The 20,879-nt window shown below is 58.3% G+C and carries 21 protein-coding genes and 1 pseudogene; 16 read left to right on the top strand and 6 right to left on the bottom strand.

All coding sequences use genetic code 11. From position 1 onward, the window contains the following. Positions 1-69 precede the first annotated feature (69 nt). The 3 genes from TRP66_RS06630 to TRP66_RS06620 all read left to right on the top strand — a co-directional run bounded on the left by TRP66_RS06630 (position 70) and on the right by TRP66_RS06620 (position 2,319). Complete coding sequence (locus tag TRP66_RS06630) at positions 70-318, top strand: helix-turn-helix transcriptional regulator (protein WP_333400818.1); 249 nt, start codon at positions 70-72, stop codon at positions 316-318. 345 nt (positions 319-663) lie between these two features. Further along, complete coding sequence (locus TRP66_RS06625) at positions 664-1,380, top strand: hypothetical protein (protein WP_333400568.1); 717 nt, start codon at positions 664-666, stop codon at positions 1,378-1,380. Between the two features lie 120 nt (positions 1,381-1,500). Beyond that, complete coding sequence (locus TRP66_RS06620) at positions 1,501-2,319, top strand: hypothetical protein (protein ID WP_333400567.1); 819 nt, start codon at positions 1,501-1,503, stop codon at positions 2,317-2,319. Here TRP66_RS06620 and TRP66_RS06615 read toward each other — a convergent pair. Next, complete coding sequence (locus TRP66_RS06615) at positions 2,309-3,373, bottom strand: diguanylate cyclase (protein WP_333400566.1); 1,065 nt, start codon at positions 3,371-3,373, stop codon at positions 2,309-2,311. The genes TRP66_RS06620 and TRP66_RS06615 overlap by 11 nt on opposite strands. A gap of 213 nt (positions 3,374-3,586) precedes the next feature. After that, positions 3,587-4,792 (bottom strand): MFS transporter, encoded by a 1,206-nt coding sequence (locus TRP66_RS06610; protein ID WP_333400565.1) that lies wholly within the window; start codon positions 4,790-4,792, stop codon positions 3,587-3,589. A gap of 97 nt (positions 4,793-4,889) precedes the next feature. Between TRP66_RS06610 and TRP66_RS06605 the strand changes: the two genes are divergently transcribed. Next, positions 4,890-5,807: a LysR family transcriptional regulator gene (locus TRP66_RS06605; protein ID WP_333400564.1), complete on the top strand. Its 918-nt coding sequence runs from the start codon at positions 4,890-4,892 to the stop codon at positions 5,805-5,807. A gap of 157 nt (positions 5,808-5,964) precedes the next feature. On the opposite strand, the gene TRP66_RS06600 is transcribed toward TRP66_RS06605, so the two are convergent. Next, the gene (locus tag TRP66_RS06600) at positions 5,965-6,549 is read right to left on the bottom strand and encodes a polyribonucleotide nucleotidyltransferase (RefSeq protein WP_333400563.1); all 585 of its coding nucleotides are present in this window, start codon (positions 6,547-6,549) and stop codon (positions 5,965-5,967) included. Between TRP66_RS06600 and TRP66_RS23540 the strand changes: the two are divergent. From TRP66_RS23540 to TRP66_RS06570, 6 genes and pseudogenes are all read left to right on the top strand, one after another. Further along, positions 6,521-7,099, top strand: a pseudogene (locus TRP66_RS23540) (PAS domain-containing protein); the annotation flags it as partial. The gene TRP66_RS06600 and the pseudogene TRP66_RS23540 overlap by 29 nt on opposite strands. 258 nt (positions 7,100-7,357) lie before the next feature. Then, positions 7,358-8,383 (top strand): methyl-accepting chemotaxis protein, encoded by a 1,026-nt coding sequence (locus tag TRP66_RS06595; RefSeq protein ID WP_442965182.1) that lies wholly within the window; start codon positions 7,358-7,360, stop codon positions 8,381-8,383. Between the two features lie 232 nt (positions 8,384-8,615). Continuing rightward, positions 8,616-10,583: a BCCT family transporter gene (locus tag TRP66_RS06590; protein WP_333400561.1), complete on the top strand. Its 1,968-nt coding sequence runs from the start codon at positions 8,616-8,618 to the stop codon at positions 10,581-10,583. 384 nt (positions 10,584-10,967) lie between these two features. Continuing rightward, positions 10,968-11,708, top strand: a complete 741-nt coding sequence (locus tag TRP66_RS06585) for a hypothetical protein (protein WP_333400560.1) — start codon at positions 10,968-10,970, stop codon at positions 11,706-11,708. Between the two features lie 417 nt (positions 11,709-12,125). After that, positions 12,126-13,694: an McrB family protein gene (locus TRP66_RS06575; protein ID WP_333400559.1), complete on the top strand. Its 1,569-nt coding sequence runs from the start codon at positions 12,126-12,128 to the stop codon at positions 13,692-13,694. Then, positions 13,691-14,956 (top strand): McrC family protein, encoded by a 1,266-nt coding sequence (locus TRP66_RS06570; protein WP_333400558.1) that lies wholly within the window; start codon positions 13,691-13,693, stop codon positions 14,954-14,956. The genes TRP66_RS06575 and TRP66_RS06570 overlap by 4 nt, the downstream gene beginning before the upstream one ends. 34 nt (positions 14,957-14,990) lie before the next feature. Here the strand turns inward: TRP66_RS06570 and TRP66_RS06565 are convergent, their stop codons facing one another. Further along, positions 14,991-15,248 carry a DUF6429 family protein gene (locus TRP66_RS06565; RefSeq protein WP_333400557.1) on the bottom strand — a complete coding sequence of 86 codons (258 nt, stop codon included), beginning with the start codon at positions 15,246-15,248 and terminating at the stop codon, positions 14,991-14,993. A gap of 223 nt (positions 15,249-15,471) precedes the next feature. Here TRP66_RS06565 and TRP66_RS06560 point away from each other — a divergent pair, with 223 nt between their 5' ends. Next, positions 15,472-15,957, top strand: coding sequence for a hypothetical protein (locus TRP66_RS06560; RefSeq protein WP_333400556.1), 486 nt, complete (start codon positions 15,472-15,474; stop codon positions 15,955-15,957). Next, the gene (locus TRP66_RS06555) at positions 15,954-16,190 is read left to right on the top strand and encodes a hypothetical protein (RefSeq protein WP_333400555.1); all 237 of its coding nucleotides are present in this window, start codon (positions 15,954-15,956) and stop codon (positions 16,188-16,190) included. The genes TRP66_RS06560 and TRP66_RS06555 overlap by 4 nt, the downstream gene beginning before the upstream one ends. 186 nt (positions 16,191-16,376) lie before the next feature. Here the strand turns inward: TRP66_RS06555 and TRP66_RS06550 are convergent, their stop codons facing one another. Beyond that, positions 16,377-17,627 (bottom strand): ribonucleotide-diphosphate reductase subunit beta, encoded by a 1,251-nt coding sequence (locus TRP66_RS06550; RefSeq protein WP_333400554.1) that lies wholly within the window; start codon positions 17,625-17,627, stop codon positions 16,377-16,379. Positions 17,628-17,702: 75 nt separating this feature from the next. Beyond that, on the bottom strand, positions 17,703-17,867 hold the full coding sequence (locus tag TRP66_RS06545; RefSeq protein WP_333400553.1) for a hypothetical protein: 165 nt from the start codon (positions 17,865-17,867) through the stop codon (positions 17,703-17,705). A gap of 530 nt (positions 17,868-18,397) precedes the next feature. Between TRP66_RS06545 and TRP66_RS06540 the strand changes: the two genes are divergently transcribed. From TRP66_RS06540 to TRP66_RS06525, 4 genes are all read left to right on the top strand, one after another. Beyond that, a complete protein-coding gene (locus TRP66_RS06540; RefSeq protein ID WP_333400552.1) occupies positions 18,398-19,060 on the top strand; it encodes a hypothetical protein in 663 nt (220 codons plus the stop codon). After that, positions 19,057-19,578 (top strand): hypothetical protein, encoded by a 522-nt coding sequence (locus TRP66_RS06535; protein ID WP_333400551.1) that lies wholly within the window; start codon positions 19,057-19,059, stop codon positions 19,576-19,578. The genes TRP66_RS06540 and TRP66_RS06535 overlap by 4 nt, the downstream gene beginning before the upstream one ends. Next, positions 19,575-20,108 carry a hypothetical protein gene (locus TRP66_RS06530; RefSeq protein WP_333400550.1) on the top strand — a complete coding sequence of 178 codons (534 nt, stop codon included), beginning with the start codon at positions 19,575-19,577 and terminating at the stop codon, positions 20,106-20,108. Before TRP66_RS06535 ends, TRP66_RS06530 begins: the two co-directional genes overlap by 4 nt. 423 nt (positions 20,109-20,531) lie before the next feature. Then, entirely contained in the window at positions 20,532-20,858 is a 327-nt protein-coding gene (locus tag TRP66_RS06525; RefSeq protein ID WP_131672227.1) for a hypothetical protein, read from the top strand. Positions 20,859-20,879 lie beyond the last annotated feature (21 nt).

The raw sequence follows: 20,879 nt of genomic DNA, 5'->3' as shown, positions 1-20,879 counted from the left end.
AGGAAAACGTGGTGTCAGACACCTCCTACATGTTCAGGGTGAGCAAGAGTGATGACTAGAGAAAATACGATGTGGGCGACGTCAAGGGAACAGCAGGTGCTGGACCTGCTGCTGCAAGGCTGCACGAACAAGGAAATCGCGCTGCAGCTCGATATCAGTGGTTACACGGTGCGGGATCATGTGTCTTCGCTGCTTCGCAAGAATGAAGCCAGGACCCGCCTCGAGCTCCTGGCGCGCTGCGTGTCGCGGCCGACTTCGCACGCATGGGTGCCATCCCCTACATCTGTCGGATTGTGTGGAGATAATATTCATCGATAATAGTTCATGACCCGTCACGATAAACTTGAAGAGCAGGACGGCGACTGATCGCTTGAATCAAGAATAAGAAAACAGAGGGATTCAGGCGTGGCCTCATGGCTGTTCGTCGGGTCGGATCAGATCTAAAAAAGGGAAGTGCGGCAGTTCGCTCATGAACTGTCCGGGTTGTTGCGTGCGTATTGTGAATTTGTCGAGTTCAACCAGCCGGGCTGTCGCTGGACTTCAGCGCATGTACACCAGTACGTGTCGCTGACCGATTCTTTTCGGCCGCGCAGCACTTTGAACATGTCCAGCGTGAGCGCACGCAACGACCCTATAACAACAAGTGTAATCAGGGAGCAATACATGACCGCTTGCGTAAGTCGAAAGCCTGTTCTATCCGACGGTATCTCCTGGCAGGCGCCAGATGCCGATGAAACGCTGGAGCAATTTCGGCAACTGTCGGCGCGACAGGCCATGCAGACCGTGGAGCAACTCTGCGACCTGCAATCGCGTCTCATGGGGCCGGTTGGACTTTTTTCCCGGTTGACGCGGCAGTTGGGTGAGCAGGGGCGCCAGGCTCCGGTGCTGGCCGATCTCGCCAGCCTCGATGAAAGTTGCGAACGTCACGCGCTGGCCGAACAGGCCCTGCAATTCGCGCTTGGCCTGCATTGGCGCAGAGAACCCACTGACAACCCTTATGCCGGTCTGCAACGAGAGTTCCTCTGCTGCGTCGTGTTCGACGAACAGACGCCTTACACCCTTGTGGAACGTTACGCGGCCAGCGCGGCCCTGCGCCAGAACGATTGCGAGTATTTTGCCCGCCTCATTGCAACGACCCGCGACACAGTGGAGCGCCGGATCGTTTTTCTCGGGCTGCTCGAACACTTCGACGGATTGCTGCCGGTAGAGCGCAGCATCTATCCGGTCAATTACCGCGCCGCCCAGAAAAGCTATCTGGACAGTGAAGAGCGCACCTACGGAAAGCTGGTATTGGAGTACCCGGTCAGAGAGTTGCTCGCCCGGCACAGCACCGACTGGGTACTGACCCACATCTGTCGCGCGAGGGAGATTACCCACTGAGCGCGCCACTGGACCGATCCCGCTGGTAGCCCGACACCGGGTGATGAAAACCCTGCTTGCCATGGATCTGCGCGAGTTCGGCTGCCTGCGTACATCCGGCTCTACACAAGGAGATACGTCATGAGAGTACCCAGCGATGCACCCGTGCAGTCATTCGTCGCGCGCAAGGCACTGATAGACAAGTTGTCTGCACGCAACGCCGCCGGCCTGCCAGCCTCCAAGATGCCGTCGGCGGCCGGGGCGGACGACGCGCAACGGCAACCGGTCAGCATCAGCGGTGGCGCGTTGCTCAAGCAGCGATTGTCCGACGTCCTGTCGTCCGGGCCCGCCCGACCAGGCGTGACGCAGGCGGGCAGACACGCACTGACTGCTGCCGATCAGCAATTGTTGAGCGATGTCTACGTCTGGGCGTCGGAGCAGGGCGCCGATCTCAAGCATGTCGACACCCTGGGTCGGGAGCTGGCGAAGTACCGGGTCGATTCGCAGAGCGCCAGCCGCGGCAAGTCCGAGCGGCCGTCGGAGGCGGCACAGGCACCCGTCGCCCGGGCGGCTTCGGCCGAGAACGCTACCATCAAGCGACTTCTGGACAGCGGTGCTCTGGCAGGCACGCGACTGGACCCTGGCTTCATTCGCCACATGGGCGAACGGACGCGCAACGGGGGATCGTCATTGCAGCTGGACTTCATGGAAAAGGTCGTCAACCGTTTTTCTGTCGACGGGGGCAGGGCGCAGACGCTGGGCGCGGTCTTTGCGGCCGACGGCAAGCCAGCATCCGGCGTTGGCGCGACGGATTCCGGCAATGAGGGCGCATCCCGTCAACCCATGACGCTGGAAAGTCTCAGATTCGCGCGCATGGGCGCGGCGATGAAAGCGCTGGGCGTGCGAAGTCTTTCCGGCCTCTGGGACAGTCTGGTCGGGCGGGGTCGTTTCAGACCGTAGCGAGCTCCGAGTGGCGCTGGCGGGCGACGACCACCCGGTTGCGCCCGTTATGCTTGGCGGCGTAGAGCGCCTTGTCCGCCTCGTTCAACCACATGTCGGCATCGGTGAGGTCGGGTGTGCGGGTGGCCACGCCGATGCTCAGCGTGAGCTTGAGCGCCGGATTGCGCGGGTCGTGAAGCGTCTCGACCGCAGTGCGCAGTCTTTCGAGGATCTGCGTGGCATGCACGGGACCGGTATCCGGCAGGATCACGCAGAACTCATCGCCGCCGTAGCGGCCCGCCAGGTCCGTGGTGCGCAGATTCGCGGTCAGAATCCTGCTGATTTCACGCAGCACATTGTCTCCGACCATGTGGCCATGCGTGTCGTTGATGCTCTTGAAGTGATCGACGTCGATCAGCGCCAGGGTGCTGGGACGCAGCGAGTTCTGGCTGATGATGAAGGACATGGCGAGTTGGTCTTTCCAGGCGCCGTGGTTGGTCAGCCCGGTCAGGCTGTCGGTGCGACTGAGCGTGCTCAGGATATTGCGATGCTCCCACAGCTTGAGGGTGACCTGATGGCTCATCCAGCCCACGAAGATCGGGTAGATCACCAGCACGGGCAGGCAGGCATACATTTGCAAGGGAGAACTGTAGAAATCGATGGCCTGACGTACGACCAGCCAGGCCAGCAGCGAGCCCAGTGCCTGCGCAATGAAGCCCTGGATCATCAGGCGCGCTCCGCCGGCCGCGATATTGTGCATCGCCATCATGGCGATCACCGTCATGCTCGGCATGGCGCTGAAACCAATGGCGCCCATCCAGAAACCGCCCAGCAGCGAATCGATGAGAATATTGCGCCATTCCGCGCGGTAGGGATGCCGGGAGCGCTTGGCCCACTGATACGCCAGATGCGGCCAGAACACGGCATTGAAGACCACAATCGGCCATATCCAGGCAGCAGCGTCCAGCTGATGCAGGGATACGGCGATGGTGAAGAATCCCAGGCCCACCCCGACCGTGCGCGGCGCATAAATCCGCTTGGCAAATGACCGGCCTTTGCCGGGTGATAGATTCATAGCGAGTACCGGCTAGAGCCTTCGACCGGTCAGACATCCCAGAGCTTGACCGAAAGGCAAGAGTTTTACCTTTCGTCTATGCAATTGGGAAGAGCATTTTGCCATTAATCCGTACGGGCGCTGTGGTCTCTACCCCAGCGCCATGCAAAAACGGGCAGCGGAACACACTCCGCTACCCGTTCGCGTGCGCCAGCGCGCAGAAGTCTGCTGCGATCAGTCTTGCGGCTTGCGTCCCTGAGCCATGATCACCCACGCCAGGACGATGGACAGGACGGCAACACCAGCTGCCACATAGCCCACCGCGCCCAGCCCCCAATGCTCGATGGTGACTCCGCCGATAATCGAGCCCAGACCAATGCCGGCGTTTGCGGCTGAGACGTTCAACGTCCCGGCCAGCGCCTGCGCATGGGGCGCGGCTTTCATGACTCGGATCTGGCAGATAGGGAACAGAGCCGTGTGCGCGATGCCCCAGACCGCGAGCACCGCCGCGAGCAACGGCAACGAACGCGCTGCCGGCACGCTGGCGGTCATGCCCAGCGCCAGCAACAGCGCAAAGACCAGGGTCGACCCGAGCGGGCTGCGGTCCACGTAGCGTCCGCCCAAACCGTTACCGATCAGTCCGACCGCGCCGAAGCCCATCAGCCACCAGCCCACCTGAGCGGAAGCCACGCCGGCGACGCGCTCCAGCGTGTCAGCCAAGTACGTGTAGGCGCCGAACATGGCTGTGAACAGCAGAATCGACAGCGCCAGATTGAGCAGGAAGTTCGGATCGCGGAGGATTCTCGCTTGTTGCGCCAGCCCGACCTTGGCGGTGGGGTTCAGGTGCGGCATGAATACCGCCAACAGCAGCGCCATGGTTGCGCACAAAGCGGTCAGTGCCCAGAACGCGCCGCGCCAGCCCACTGCGTCGGCGAACACCGTTCCCAGTGGAATCCCGAACAGCATGGCAGCGGAAATGCCCAGATAGACCTGGGCGACGGCTTTACCGGACTGTTCAGGACCGGCCAGCAGACTTGCGGTCTCGCTGGCGGTGCCCCAGAACACCGGCAGCGCCAGCGCGGGAATGAAGCGCGCCAGCGCCAACACCCAGATATTGCTCGACACCGCCGCCAGCGCATTGGACGCGGCGAAGATCATCAGAATCGCAATGAAGGTGCGCTTGCGATCCAGGTGCGAGAGCATCGCCGTCAGCGGCGGCCCGAACAGCATGACCGTGAACGCGAACAGCGTCACCAGCAATCCGGCGGTGGAAATTGAAATGCCCAGATCCCGGGCCATCGCCGGCAAGAGACCAATGATCAGAAATTCGGTGGTTACGATCACGAAGCCGGCAAACGCCAGAATGGCGATCGCCAGGCCCGCGCCTGTCGAGCGTTCGCCAGGGCTGGCGACTGAAGCGGAAGTATCCAGAGACGACATGACTCTCAACTCAGAACAAAATAGTCGGCTACTTTATTGCAGAAATGATTTCTTATCTTTGGCGATTTTTCCATGCATTATGGAAATAAGTTCATTAATGAGTTGTGTCATGTCATCCGATCGTTTGAAAGGCATCGCCACTTTTGTCGCGGTGGCCGGCGCAGGCAGCTTTACTGCAGCGGCAGAGCGTCTGAACGTTACCAACTCGGCGGTCAGTAAAAGTGTGGCGCGGCTGGAGGCCCGGCTGGGCATGCGACTGTTCGAACGCACGACGCGCAGCCTTTCATTGACCGAGGAGGGCAAGGCCTATCATGGCGTATGCCTGCGGATTCTGGCTGATCTGGAAGACGCCGAGACTGCGCTGGCCGCCCAGCGCGCGGAGCCGGCCGGACAATTGCGCATCGACCTGCCGGCGACGTTCGGACGCTTGCATGTACTGCCCTTGATACTCGACTTCGCCGACCACTATCCCAAAGTCCGGGCACGCGTGACCTTTACGGACCGGTTCGCCGACATCCTGGAGGAGGGCATAGATTTAGCCGTGCGCATTGGCGGCTCGCAGGTCTGGCCCGCGGGGTTGGCGCATCGATCGCTGGGTGCCGAGCGCCTGGTGTTCTGCGCATCGCCCGGCTACCTGGCCCGGCACGGGGAACCGCGCAGTTTCGAGGAGCTGGCCGGACACGCCTGCATTTCCTACGGAAGGGGAGATGGTCGGGTAAGCCCCTGGCTTTTCACCGACGAGCACGGGCAAGTGGAAACCCGTCTGGTGGAACCCAGGCTGGTGATCGGCAACGGCGAGGGCCAGATCGCGGCGGTGACCCGAGGTGCCGGCATTGCGCAACTGGCGACCTGGCTGATCAAGGACAAGCTGGAAAGCGGCGAACTGGTGCAGATCCTTCCCGACCTCACCACCCAGGGCCTGACCCTGCACCTCGCCTGGCCCCGCAGCCGCCAAGCCCTGCCCAAGGTTCACACGCTGGTCGAGCTGCTGTCGCAGAACCTGCGGGTGGATTGAGCTGGGGACAGACCTCGTGTAGGAGCCAGCTTGCTGGCGATTCTAGCCGATAGACCGTGTCGCTTTCGTCGCGAGCAAGCTCCCTCCCAGGGGCTAGCGCAAACCTTGTGGGAGGAGCTTGCTCGCGACCGAGTGCGAAGCGCTCGCAAAAACCGGCCTACTCCCCGATCACGGTCTTGACCATAGCCTTGTGCTGCTCGGCATTGGCCGCCCGGGACACCACATTGAGAATCGCCGCGCGCTTGCCGGAAGCGGCGACCAGCGTGGTGCTCAGCACGGGCGCGCCGCTCATGGTCACGGACGTATCGAGCTGACCTACGCCCAGTCCGTTTTTCTTGACGATTTTCTTTTCGGCCAGCTTCTTGAAGTCCTTATAGCTGCCGCTTTGATGCGCCTGCTGCCCGACCAGCAAGCCGTCCAGAACCTCGGCGTCGTTGTCGGTGGCTTCCACGCCCATGGGAATGGGCATTTCAGTGATGATCAGCACGCGCTTTTCCGCCTGGTGGGTATAGAGCGAGCCGGTTACGCCCTGGGCCACAGCCTTGGCGTCGATCTCGGGCATCGGATCTTTTTTGAAACCCGCGGGGAGCGTGAAGCTCAGTTTGCCGTCGAGCACCGACACCTTTTCCACGGTCGCCTGGCTGGAGGATTTGGCCTTCGTCTCGGCCTGAACACCGACGGGCGCCACCGCGCTCAGCAAGGCGAGACAGGCGATGACTGCTTTTAAATCGAACCGGAACATCGTGTTTCCTCATGAAAATCGTAACAGCGGCGGACTGCGTCATGTCGTCGCGCAGGTATGTTTAAAGCCCTGTATTCACTGGCTGGTCAGCCGGTTGAAGCCACGCTCATCTACATCAAGTTGTCACATTCTGTCGGACGCGGTTCAAGGCGGGAGCGTCAGCGTCGATACAAGGAATGCGCAGGGCTGCTTGTGCCCTTGTCATGCTGTGCTAAACCTTCACTGCGTGCCCGGGATATTGTGTGTTTATCAGGGAGAGGTCTCGTCAATGCGTGTGAATATGCCGGTAACCCAGACAGAAAGAACCTTTCCGGCGTCTGAACGTTTAATTTCCACCACCGACCTCGACAGTCGCATCACCTACTGCAACGACGCGTTCGTGTCGCTCAGCGGTTTCACCCGCGAAGAGTTGCTGGGCCAGCCTCATAACCTGGTTCGTCACCCCGATATGCCGCCCTCGGTGTTTGCCCACATGTGGGAAACCATCAAGCAGGGCAAACCCTGGATGGGCGTGGTCAAGAACCGCTCCAAACAGGGCGATTATTACTGGGTCAGCGCCTATGTGACAGCGGTATACGAGAATGGTCGCATCGTTGGCTACGAATCGGTACGCTCGGTGCCGACCCGAGATCAGGTGCGCCGCGCCGAGGCTCTGTACGCGCGGTTGCGTGCCGGCAAGTCCGCCGTTTCACCAGTCGCCAGCGCCGCTTACCATCTGCTGCGCCAGTTGCCGATGATCATTTGCGCACTGCTGCTGGCGGCCAGCAACTATCTGCTGGACGACAATGCGTCGTTCGCCGCGACCCTCATCGTGCTGCTGGCGCTGGGCGCGTTTCTGGAAATCCGTCAGCGCAACACCATTCGCAAGACCCTGGACGAACATCCCAAAGCCTTCACCAGTGAACTGGTCGCGTTGACCTACAGCGATAACCGCGGCCCTCAGGCGCAGCTGGACTTGGCGATGCTCAGCGAGGAAGCACGCCTGCAAACCGCGCTGACCCGTCTGGTCGACACCGGCGAAAGCGTTCGCCAGCACGCCGGGCAATCGGCGCAGTTGTCCCATCGCCAGGCCCAGTCGCTGGAACAACAGCGCAGTGAAACCGACCAGTCGGCCACTGCCATCAACCAGATGGCGGCGACCATTCAGGAAGTGACCCACAACGTCCAGAGCACCGCGCACGCGGCGGAAGAGGCCGACAAGCTGGCGCAACAAGGTCGTGGTCTGGCCGACGACAGCCTGCTGGCCATCCGGCACATGGCCAACTCGGTCACCGAGATCGGTCATGCAGTGGGCGAGCTTGCCGGCGCGACCCAGTCCATTGGCAGCGTCGTCGACGTGATCACCGCCATTGCCCAGCAGACCAACCTGCTGGCCTTGAACGCCGCCATCGAAGCCGCTCGCGCGGGCGAGCAGGGGCGCGGGTTCGCCGTGGTCGCTGATGAAGTCCGCTCGCTGGCCTCACGGACCCAGGCCTCGACCGAGCAGATTCAGCAGATCATCACCTCCCTGCGTGACGGCGCCGACCGCGCAGTGGCGACCGCCAACCGCGGCGAGGAGATTTCCCAGGAAAGCGTCGCCAGCGTCGAAGCCGTGCAACAGGCCCTCGACGGCATCAGCCACGCCGTGACCCGCATCACCGGCATGAGCCAGCAAATGGCGAGCGCGTCCGAAGAGCAGACCCACGTCGCGGAAAACCTCAGCCAGCAGATCACCCGCATCGCCCAACTCTGCGACCAGAGCGCTGACCAGGCACAACAAGGCTCCAGCATCAGTCGCGAACTGGAGGAAATGGCGGAGTACCTGCACAGCCTGGCGGAGCGGTTCAATCGCTGATCGCCAGCAGGGCGGATCGCCAGCAAGCTGGCTCCTACACATGCACCTGTAGGAGCCAGCTTGCTGGCGATCCGTCCTACTACGATACAACTCACCACGACCGACCCGCCCATACCTCGCAACGCCACCTCGCCCGACTCGCGAAACGATGACGCCGGGCGGGGGTCCATACCAAGCCCACCCTTTGAAGTGTCCAGCGCAATCGCGCGCCAGACTAAGGAGAACGCTTCACATGGCCCCCACAGGCGAAACCGCCAAGACGTCAACCATCAATCGTCCGGTTTTCTGGACCTCGGCTCTGCTCCTGCTCGTTCTGGTGATTTACGCCAGCGTCTTTCAGGAGAACGCCCAAGTGGTGTTCTCGGCCATTCAGGACTGGATCATCACCAACGTCAGCTGGGTCTACATCCTGTCAGTGGCGATCATCCTGGGTACGGTGATCTTCCTCGGCATCAGCCGTTACGGCGACATCAAACTCGGCCCGGACCACAGCACCCCCGATTACAGCAATGGCACTTGGTTCGCGATGCTGTTTTCGGCGGGCATGGGCATCGGCCTGATGTTCTTCGGCGTGGCGGAACCGGTGATGCACTTCCTCAACCCGCCCATCGGCGAAGGCCATACCGTCGAAGCCGCGCGCGAGGCCATGAAGATCACCTTCTTTCACTGGGGCCTGCATGCCTGGGCGATCTACGCCATTGTGGCGCTGATCCTCGCCTACTTCAGCTACCGGCACGGTTTGCCGCTTACACTGCGTTCCGCGCTGTACCCGCTGATTGGCGACCGGATCTACGGCCCGATCGGCCATGCGGTGGATATTTTCGCCATCATCGGCACGGTGCTGGGCGTCGCGACGTCCCTGGGTTTTGGCGTTTCCCAAATCAATACCGGGCTGAACGCGCTGTTCGGTGTACCTATTTCCATCCCGGTGCAAATCATCCTCATCATTGGCACTACCGGGCTGGCGACTCTTTCTGTGGTCAGTGGCCTGGACAAGGGCGTTCGCCGACTGTCCGAACTCAACCTCGGCCTGGCCGTGTTGCTGTTGCTGATGGTCATGCTGCTGGGTCCGACCGTCCTGATCTTCCAGACCTTTGTTCAGAACACCGGTGGCTACCTGACGGAAATCGTCAGCCGGACCTTGAATCTCTACGCCTATCAACCCACTGACTGGATCGGCGGCTGGACACTGTTCTACTGGGGCTGGTGGCTGGCCTGGTCGCCGTTCGTGGGCCTGTTCATCGCCCGCATCTCGCGCGGCCGCACCATTCGCGAATTCGTGACCGGCGTGCTGCTGGTGCCCACCGCGTTCACCCTGTTGTGGATGACCGTGTTCGGCAACACCGCCATACACATGATCCTCACTGAAGGCGTCACCGATCTGGCCACCGCTATCGACAAGGACACTGCGCTGGCGCTGTTCGCCTTTCTCCAGCACTTCCCGTTCTCCACGGTGATTTCGCTGCTGGCAGTGATCATGGTAGTGGTGTTCTTCGTCACCTCCGCCGACTCCGGCGCCATGGTTGTCGACATGCTGGCGTCCGGCGGACAGGACAACACGCCGATCAAACAGCGCGTGTTCTGGGCATCGAGCATGGGCCTGGTTGCCATCGCGCTACTGCTGGCCGGCGGCCTGAAATCCCTGCAGACCGCGACCATCGCCAGCGCGCTGCCATTCACCATCGCGCTGCTGTTCAGCATGCGCGGCCTGCTCAAGGCCCTCAAACTGGACGCCACCAAACGCGGCCTGCGCTACCAGTCCATCTCGCCACCTACCGCGCGCACGCCCGGCAGCTGGCAGCGTCGCCTGCGCACCATGGCAATGTTCCCGCGCCGCGCCCACGTAGTGCGCTTCATCAGCGAAACCGCCAAGCCCGCTTGCGTCTCGGTGGCCGAAGAATGGCGTCGCCAAGGTTATGAATGCGTGGTCGAAGACGGCGAAGACGGCGGCGTGCGCCTGATCGTCGGCGCACAGGACAAGACCGAATTCGTCTACCAGGTCCGCCCCCACGCCTACTCGATGCCCAGCTTCGTCATGGGCGAGAAAGACAGTGAAGAACGCAAATACTTCCGAGCCCAAGTCCACCTGCGCGAAGGCGGTCAAGACCACGACATCATGGGCTGGTCCAAGGAAGACGTCATCGGCGACATCCTCGACCAGTACGAGCGCTACATGCACTTCCTGCACCTGACTGGTTGAGAGGTTGCGTCACACTAACCCGCGTAGGAGCCAGCTTGCTGGCGATAGCAATGACGCAGTGTGCGCTATCGCCCATCGCCAGCAAGCTGGCTCCTACTCCTATCACGCCGCCCCTGCAACCGCGTCACACGGACCGCGTAGGAGCCAGCTTGCTGGCGATATGTGTCTCCAGAACACTAAAACTATCCTGCACACCGCAAAACCTGTGGGAAGGAGCTTGCTCGCGACAACCCCCACCCCAACCCCCAGGTCAGAACCCGCCCACCACACAATCAGACCCATCCCACACCCCAAATCACCAGCCAATGAATTCCCCACCCCATCAACCGTTCATATATCTCCCCAAGCGCGCTACCCCGGCACGCCCAGCCGCCAGAGATCCGCATGAACACTGAAGTAGACCAATACCTGCAAATCACCGCCGACATCGAAAACGCCTACAAAAACGCTGTCGGAGAAAGCCGGGCGCAACGCCGATCCAGCCGCGCCTCCCGAATCGACCACCGCGTCTTCTGGTTCGGCCTTATAGGGCCTTCGATCCTCGCCGTACTGCTGGCACCGGCCGGCCTTATCGACTCGATGGAATGGATCTTCACAGTGTCGTGGGGACTGATCGCCGTCTCTTACCTGACGCTCTTCATCTACCCGCTTGTGCGTCTCTGGCTTTCCAGACACGAACTCAAACGGCTGGTCTCCGACCCCTTCATCAGCCAGTTGAAGGCAAACGTCAAAACCGTCATGCAAGTGGACGCCCACTACCTGCCGCAACTGATAACGCTCTCCACCGAGACATTGAAACTCGGCATCGTCGAACTCAAGAACGAACGCAGCGGCCTGGAAAAACGCACCCACCTTGTAACCGGCTCGCTGGAAAAACTCGGCATCTTTCCGGGCACTCTCGCCATGTTCGCGGGCCTGACCGCCGTCTACAAATTCCTCACCGATGCCGGCATCACCACCTCACCCTGGCACTGGGGCTTCGTCGTGGCGGCCGCCGGGATTTTCTACCTCATGTGCTGCCAGTCCCAAATGACGATGGTGCGCTACGACCGCATCATCGCCCTGACCGAACTGGCCATCGAACGCAAGAAAGAACAGAGCCAGGCACAGCGCGATCCCGAATAACCTGCAACCGATGGCCGCACCGAGCGGCCACCTCCAACCATTCAGCTCAACCGCAGCCTCTCACACGCCGCCTGCCACCAAGGCCTGCCAGCCCGCCGAGCCCCAGATTCAGCCTGCACCTGCGAATGCGGCAACATCGTCGGCATGTCCCGGAGCCGAATCCACGGTTCGCTTTGCCAATGCAACAAACTCACTGACAGCCCCGGCCATTGCAACACCGTTAACTCAGATGCGGCACGGACAAGTAAACGAGCGTTATCACGCGATGCTAAACAGAGTCCAGGTCGCGAATCGTGCGCTCGACCGGCCGATCAGGCGGCGCAAGGCCTCGGGCGCAGAACCAGAATTGGTTTTCGCTTTACCCATACTGGCCATCTGGCTATGGTGTCGGAATCTTCCTACAAGGACGTTTCCCAGATGCCTCCGCTCAATCAAATTTTCTTCGGCCCGCCTGGGACCGGGAAAACCTACGCAACCATTGAAGCGACTCTGGAAATTCTTGATCCGGATTTTCTGGCTGCTCATCAAGGGGACCATCAGCGTGCTTTGTTGAAAAAACGATTTGATGAACTCGCTGATTCAGGAAGCGTTCTTTTCGTCACGTTTCACCAAAGTTTTAGCTATGAAGATTTCGTAGAAGGCCTGCGAGCCGAAAGTGGTGAAGATGGTCAACTGCGCTACAGCGTCGTTCCAGGGGTTTTCAAGAGCCTGTGTACTCAGCAGTCAGATAAAAGCGGCCCCTTTAAAGTAGGCGACAGATACGGCACTGGCTATAAGGTCGTGCGCTCCACTGCCGATGTGGTCGAGATTGAGAAGCCTCAGGGCAAACATCTGCCAATTGGCATGAGTCTTCTTAACGGTCTTGCTGATCATGTAAAAGCCGGCACGTTTACGATTGATGATCTCCGAAATGGTGAGTGGGATAAAAAAGCGACTGGTTTGACGCTCGAACCCTATCTGGTCAACGGTTACAAAAACCTCATCCCGTCGTTGGTGGCCCAGATCGTTGGAGAGACGGATCGTGGATCCGGAAAGCTGTCGTTTGAGCCTAAGCTTTCTAACCAAAACAGCCCCAAGGTGCTGATTATCGATGAGATCAATCGCGGCAACATTTCCCGCATCTTTGGCGAACTCATCACCCTGATCGAACCGTCCAAACGTACTGGCGCGTCCGAAGCGTTAGAGGTGACGTTACCTTATTCCAAGGAACGGTTTAGCATCCCCAGCACTGTCCACCTAATCGGCACAATGAACACCGCTGATCGCTCGCTAGCTGCTCTAGATATTGCGCTGCGCCGACGTTTCACATTCATCGAAATACCGCCAGAGCCGGCTTTACTCGATGAGGTGGTGGTTGACGGCATCGCGATCGATGAACTGCTCGATGTAATGAACCAGCGGATTGCAGTGTTGTTAGATCGTGACCACTGTCTTGGTCACGCCTACTTTATGCCTCTCAAAGACGAGCCCACGCTAGAGCGCTTGGGGGGAATATTCCGTCAGCAGATTTTGCCTTTGCTTCAGGAGTATTTCTTCGAGGACTGGCAGCGTATTCAGTGGGTGCTAAACGATCAGCGCAAGCCCGTTGAAAATCAGTTCCTGCTCCAACCGAGCCAGGATCTAGGCAGCCTATTTGGCGATTCCGTGACGGTTAGCCAGAACAATGAGCGTTGGGAGCTGAACCCCGCTGCGTTCACTAACGTTGATGCATATCTGGGGATCATCGATCACACCGTAACGTCGGCCTCGATAACTGCGCGTTACGAGATAAAAGAAGTCCGATATGAAGATAGGGTGGTGCGTCAGACAGGCTCCGGCGCGATTGAAGTCCTGCGCAACGGCTTTGTAGAGAAACCCACCAAACCTGTTCTTCGAGAGCTGGCTAAAAGGCTAGGTATCTCAACGGAGTCCAAGAACGGGGGGCGAATGAACACACGTTCGCTGGGACGCAAAGTAGTCCAGTGTTTGAGTGAGCAGCCAGGGTGAACGTGACTCTGACGGTTCGTGAGTATGCCCGCCTGACGACCAGCGAAGTCCCCAACCCTGGTCTCGACAAAGCTCAAATTTCAGCATCGGCCTTCGATTGGCTCTGCGAAATGAGCTCGAGATTCAGTAAAGCTGGCGCAGCGCTGATCCAGCTAGAAGATCGCCGCTGGCTTAAGCTCGACAACTACGTTGGCGTGCTGGAAACCCCATGCGGCACCCGTATCGAGATCCTGCCCAAGCACTTTGAGGAAGGAGATTGTATTCAAGAGAGCCGCGCGCTGCTCAGGCGAATGATTCAAAAGTCGTTGAATCTTCCGACCCGCGAGGTAGGCGCTACTGCGTTGCAGCGTTTCGATGCTCCATTGAGCGAATGGGTAATGGGCAGTTTCCTTGACGCACTCGATCATTTAGTCAAACGTGGTCTGCGTTTTGAGTACCAGCGAGTGGAGGATGAGCAGCGCTATTTGCGCGGCCAGCTCAACGTTGCCCGGCAGATGCGCCAGCCGCCCGGGCGACAGCATCATTTTCAAATTCGCCACGACATATTTCTCGCTGACCGGCCTGAAAATCGTCTGCTGAAAACCGCGTTGGACGTCGTTTGCAAAAATACTCAAGACCCAGGCAATTGGCGTCTATCTCACGAATTGCGCTCTGTGCTACAGGAGATCCCGAGCAGTCGCGATACTGCCGAAGACTTCAGGCATTGGCGCAATGATCGGTTGATGGCCCACTATCAACCAGTCAAACCGTGGTGTGAGTTGATCATCCAGCGACAAACGCCGCTGGCTATTGCCGGCGAGTGGCAGGGGATGAGCCTGCTGTTTCCCATGGAAAAACTATTTGAGCGCTATGTTGCTGCATGTTTGCGAGAAGCTTTACCCAAGGACGCAACCCTACACGTCGAGCGTAGAAGCGAATTCCTTTGCGAACATCAAGGCAAAAGAGTTTTCCAGCTACGGCCCGACCTGATGATCAGTCAAGGGGGTAAAAGCTGGATTTTGGATACAAAATGGAAACGCTTGGATTCTGATGCAGGCAGTAAAAACTACGGGTTAGGCCAGACGGATTTTTATCAGCTATTTGCGTACGGTCACAAATACCTCGAGGGGCGGGGCGACCTTATGTTGATCTATCCTCGATGGCACGCGTTCCGAGAAGCCCTACCGGTTTTTGAATTTACGAAGGGGTTAAGGCTATGGGTCGTGCCTTTCGACTTAGAGAAAGGTGCGCTGACAGAACAGCCCGCTAGCTTGCCTGGCTAAGGCTTAACTACGCCGGTATTCAAAGCTGTCTTACTCAATCGGATAGGCCTTCGTTTTGAGCTAGTTTCTTCACAGTGAACAGCTGATCTGCTATCTCCCGCCCTCGCTCCATGCCTTCTGCCGTCAACCAAACGGATTTCTGTTTGCCCACTGGGTTTTCTATAAGACCCTGTTCATGCAATCGATTCATGACTCCGAAATCAAAGCCCTTCCACGTGTTTCCATGCGTGGAGCTAAAAGTCGTTAACAGGGCGAGCACAGCATCTTCAATCAATTTTTCGTCATATTCCATCGTCTTGCTCCTCTCATGTTCACGAGTCGTCGGATGGCACGCCGACACTGCTGTGACCGAGCTATAACGCGTTCGATGCGCTCGCCACATTCTGTCAGAACCATCCGGCCTTTATATCGTACTTGCCCGACCAGCTGTCTCGAGCTCGAGCCTCTGACCACCTCCAGCAGGCGATAGGCTGCGTGCTGACTCTCAAGGCACGACATACGTCAAGGGTAGTGGATTGGACAGAAAGAACTACAGATACCAAGGACACTTCGGAGTCGTTTTCAACGTCACCTCTTTCACAGTGGCTCCATCCGACCGTCCCGCACTGCGTCAGATCTTTTTCTGCGAGCTTGGGGCGCAATGCCACAAGGTCAGCGATCTGATCGTCGATATGTACGACAGGATGATCGCCGGTCAGCGGCCATGCAACATGGTGGTTGCGATATCTGTTCCGCTGACGCGAGAGCAGGCTGACTTATTCAATCAGCAGAGTCTAAAAATTGCTGGCGTGGTGGCGGGAGCTATCGGTTTGGCAGCGAAGCCGTTAGGTCTGTATGGGGCACCTGCGGGCCCTGCGGCAGGGGCATTTGTGAGGAGTCAGCTGGATGCTCGCCATGCTGGGGATGTCATTGTGGCCGTCGACGCAAAGGTCCAAGGCGGTATTGGCCCTCAACACAGCTCTAGAACGCTGCTCATGACGGCTAGAGGAGGGCAGGAGTGAACGACTTGGTGACTCTAGGTATTCCGCTCACTCTTGGACTGCTGATTTCTTACGCTGTACGTCCTGTGCGGTTGAGGTCGTGGCTGGGTGTTCTGCTGATTGCAGGGAGTCTGGTCGCAACTTTTTTACTGCCCTTGGCCCATGAAGATTTCTGGTTCGTTTACATCATGGCGTGGATCACAGGAATTGATCTGGTACTCAATCGTAATCGGTATGCGAAGGCTCGCCTCTAAATAAAGGGTACTGTCCCGAATAAAGGGCGCCAGGTTCTCGCTAGCGTGGACGGCTCGGAAGCATGCGTAATCTGAGCGTTAGACATCGCGAGCAAGCTCGCCCCTACATATACCCATCACCCACAAAAAAGCCAGGCCGCTCTCGCGCCTGGCTTTTTCATCACAACCAATAAAACCCCGAGCCAATCAATCCCAGCTCAACGCCCCACCAGTCTGATACTCAATCACCCGCGTCTCGAAGAAGTTCTTCTCTTTCTTCAAGTCCATGATTTCGCTCATCCATGGGAACGGGTTGGTGGTGCCTGGGTATTCTTCCTTCAAACCGATCTGCGACAGGCGACGGTTGGCGATGAATTTGAGGTAGTCCTCCATCATCGCGGCGTTCATGCCCAGTACGCCGCGCGGCATGGTGTCGCGTGCGTATTCGATTTCCAGCTGGGTGCCTTGCAGGATCATCTGCGAGGCTTCTTCCTTCATTTCGGCGTCCCACAGGTGCGGGTTTTCGATCTTGATCTGGTTGATCACGTCGATGCCGAAGTTCAGGTGCATGGATTCGTCGCGCAGGATGTACTGGAACTGCTCGGCGACGCCGGTCATCTTGTTGCGGCGGCCCATGGACAGGATCTGGGTGAAGCCGCAGTAGAAGAAGATGCCTTCCAGAACGCAGTAGTAGGCGATCAGGTTGCGCAGCAGTTCCTTGTCGGTTTCGACGGTGCCGGTTTCGAACTTCGGATCGGAGATCGAACGGGTGTACTTCAGGCCCCAGGCTGCCTTTTTGGCGACCGATGGAATCTCGTGGTACATGTTGAAGATCTCGCCTTCATCCATGGCCAGCGATTCGATGCAGTACTGGTAGGCGTGGGTGTGAATCGCTTCCTCGAAGGCCTGGCGCAGGATGTACTGGCGGCACTCCGGGTTGGTGATCAGGCGGTACACGGCCAGCACGAGGTTGTTGGCAACCAGGGAGTCGGCGGTGGAGAAGAAGCCCAGGTTGCGCATCACGATGCGGCGCTCGTCGTCGGTCAGGCCTTCTGGATTCTTCCAGAGGGCGATGTCGGCGGTCATGTTGACTTCTTGCGGCATCCAGTGGTTTGCGCAGCCGTCCAGGTACTTCTGCCAGGCCCAGTCGTACTTGAAAGGCACCAGCTGGTTGAGGTCGGCGCGGCAGTTGATCATGCGCTTCTCGTCGACCGCGACACGGGCCGATGCGCCTTCCAGTTCAGCCAGACCTTCAGCAACGTCCAGTGCATCGAGCGCTTTCTTGGCGCGGATCAGCGCGGCGGAGTCGGCAGCTGTAACAGCGCGTGCTTCCTGAGCTGCGGCACCGCCGGCGCTGTCAAGGCGATCCATGGCCGCTTCGGGGGCTTGTGTGGCCTGATTGGGCTTGGCGGCGGTGGCTTCGCCGTCTTCCTTATCGAATTCGTCCCAGCTCAGCATGGTGATGAGGCTCCTGTTGACGGGTGCCAGTCGACGCCCGGTTGAATTTTTGAATATAAGCCGCCAATGCAGCGATCACATGCGCTGGCAGCGTGAATGAGTGAGCTGTGCTCTCGGGTTTTGCAATTGCCAATCCTGACGCCCGTGAAAGGGCAAACTGGCAGGAGGTGGAAGGCTGCGCTTCGCAAGACTTCCATCCGGATTGCTGAGGGTGACTTTCATGCCTTTGAAATGGGTCATCGAAAGCGTCCTGAATCAAGCGCGGGATTATACAGATTTTCGCTCTACGCTGATCGTTTACTGCCAGGTATCAGTCAGAACAGAGCACGCTAGCGTTACCACAATGCCCAGCACAAATTGCTCTGCCAGATAAAGCCTATCGTTCATATAGTGGTCGCTCTGACTGATGGGCACAAGATATAGTTTTTTCTCGTCCTTCACAATCCGGCTTTGCCGTCTGGCGCGGGCATTCGAGAGTATGCAGCGACCCGTCAGGTTCATTGCTGATCGGTGTCACTGTTCACTTCCCCTTTATTTCCAGCGCCGCAGGCCGGAGAACCCGTGCTTTGGATGACACTGCATGCGGTTTGTCTCTATCGAACTCGCTTCAGAAAAATGGTCGGCAGCCGATGAACGGAGGGGTGGCATCGCCCGGTCTGGCGACCGGGAGTGCTCAGGCACCCTGAATGCGCGCCGCCGATAATGCCAGGGAGCGGCTTACAAAAAATGCTGCTTCCTGTTCGCAGAAATCAGTTCGATCAAGGATGTACATGTTTCATACTTTCAAAACCTCACTGTTGGCTGGCCTGCTGGCCGGTCTCGTCGGCTGCAGCCAGAACGCATCCATGGTCAGCGAACCATTGCAGCCTCTGGCCAGCGAGCCTGCGGCCTATCTGGTCGGCTCCATCGGGCCTAAATACCTGGCCCTGTCTACGGCTGAAAATCAGCGGCTGTTGTTCCGCAAGCGTGGCTCTCAGTACGGCGCGGCGGGTGTGTGGATGAGCGGTACTTACCCGACATCCGAAGATGTCAGGGACGCGGATGGCACAGCCAGCGTCTTCGTCCTTCCTCTCAAGCCCGGCGACTACGAATTTTACGATTTCCAGTTCTACTCCAGCACTTATCAGCCTGGGCTTGGCACGATCGTGACGTCCCGTCAGGCGAGGGAAAAATTCAATATGCCTATGCGGCTCGAGGCCGGTAAGGCGTATTACCTGGGAGAGTTTCGGTCTACGTGCATCCAGCAGGGGAAATGCATGTTCCTGTGGCGTGATGAGATGGCTCGCGATGGTGTGATCGCCAAACGTCAGCATCCCGAAATGCCTGCGCCTGAGCTGCTTCACCTCGATATGAAGGCCGCCGCCTCCTTCATCATGGATGACACGGCCTCCAAATCGGTCGAGTCTGCGGCGCGGACAGGCGGACAGCCATGAATAAAATCATTTGCGCTACCACTGCTCTGTTTTTGGCTGGCTGTACAGCGACCAATACGTTGCCTGAAAGGACGCTCGCAGACGGGCAGGCTTACCTGGCGCCGATCCACGTGCTGGTGGATGACCCCCTCAACGCCTCTCAAATGCGCAACCACCTGCGTGAGACCGGAGTGTTCAGTGCGGTCGAGCCTGGCGTTGGCAAGGCGGGTGATTTCACCGTCTGGGTCAAATTCCAGACGAAGACCGAGTTGCCGCCATTTCCCGTGGTACTACTCAGCTGTGCGACGCTTTTCATGCTGCCGCTATCGAAGGAAGTGGTGACTCAGGCCCAATTCACGGTGCTGCAGGATGGGAAATCCTTGAAGCAATACAGCTACAGCAACAATACCCACAAATACACGTTCCTGCTGGATCAGGGCGGTGAAATGCAGGGGCAGAACTTCACCCGTATCGCCAGAGCATTCGCTCAGGATGTCAGGCATGACCGCTTGCTTCCCAGCGTGGGGGGCGGGCAGTGAATATTCGACATGCGATGGTTCTGGGGCTGACTTTCACCTTGCTCGGCGGCTGCGCCACGGTGATGAAGCCTTTGGACTATAAAGCTGAAAAGCCCTACGTGCCTGTAACGCTGGCAATCAACGAAGGCAGCAGAAACAGTAATAGCCCGACAGACCGGCGACAGTACATGGACACTACCAGGGCATTGCGCGATACCGGTGCTTTCTCGGTGCTCAATGACGGTTTCGGCAGGGACGGTTACAGCCTGACGCTGACCAGTATCAATACGACCGACCCCAGCGTGATGTACCTCGTCGTCTTACTTAACTCCGCTACCGTTTTCACGTTTCCCGCTCCCTATAAATATGGGCACAGCTTGCAAGGTACGGTTTACAAAGATGGCCAGCCGCTCAAGTCTTATCGCTATGCACGAGAGGGCTGGAGCGTTTTCACCTGGTATGTCCCGGTCCCTTATGTAGAAGCCAAGCGACAAATGCTGGATGAGTTGATGGTGGACATCGAGAAAGACAAGCTCATTCCGTACAAGTAATGGCTTGAGAAGCGGTTCGACTCTTCTATAGCAAGCAACAAAAAGCCCCTCATGGAGGGGCTTTTTGCTTACACGGACTGCCTGGCTTCAATAACGCTTACTGGCAAAAGCGTTATGTATGGGAGCGTATACATCGGTTTCGCGCCGTACTCATAAGGGTTTTGCAGATTTTTTGCCATTGCTCAATCGTGAAAACGTATACATTTGCAGTTTTTGAGCTGCTTTTGGTGGCGAAAGTATACGCTAAAAAATTCAGATTATGACCTCGAAAATTTTCATCATTCAGGCTGATCTTTCCGAATTCTCTCTTGCCAGCAGAGCCAATCTATCGTTAACCAAGGGCATTGGGGGCATTGGGGGGCATTGGGGGCATAGAGGTTTGGGGTAAGCTCACGATGCAAATCAAAGAGTAGCGACGAGACTATGACAACCCAACGCTTTCACCTTGCCTACAAGATCCGACCAGTGGATGGAAGCGAGGCCGCCGTTTCCCTTGCGGCGAGTGTCAGATTGAAGCTCCTTGATCTTTCGGTCGATGGGTGGCGTATGCCCGATCCGACTACCTCATCTTTTTCTGTGAGTTTAGAGGTAAACGGGCAAGACGCTGCGGCCAAGCGTGATGAGATTAAAGCGCACATTCAGGGCGTGTTCAGAAGGGTTCTGGCCGACAACGACGCGTCATTCGACGTCGTCGTCCAAATCAATGCTTCGGTAGAACCGTTAGGGCCCACCATCATTCTAGAGGTGTAGCTCCGACACGCCATCCTGCTG

Origin of the sequence: Pseudomonas sp. JDS28PS106, assembly GCF_036706555.1 — a bacterium.
Classification (GTDB): Bacteria; Pseudomonadota; Gammaproteobacteria; order Pseudomonadales; family Pseudomonadaceae; genus Aquipseudomonas.
The sequence above is the reverse complement of the archived record's forward strand: the minus strand, read 5'-3'. Positions and strand labels throughout refer to the sequence as shown.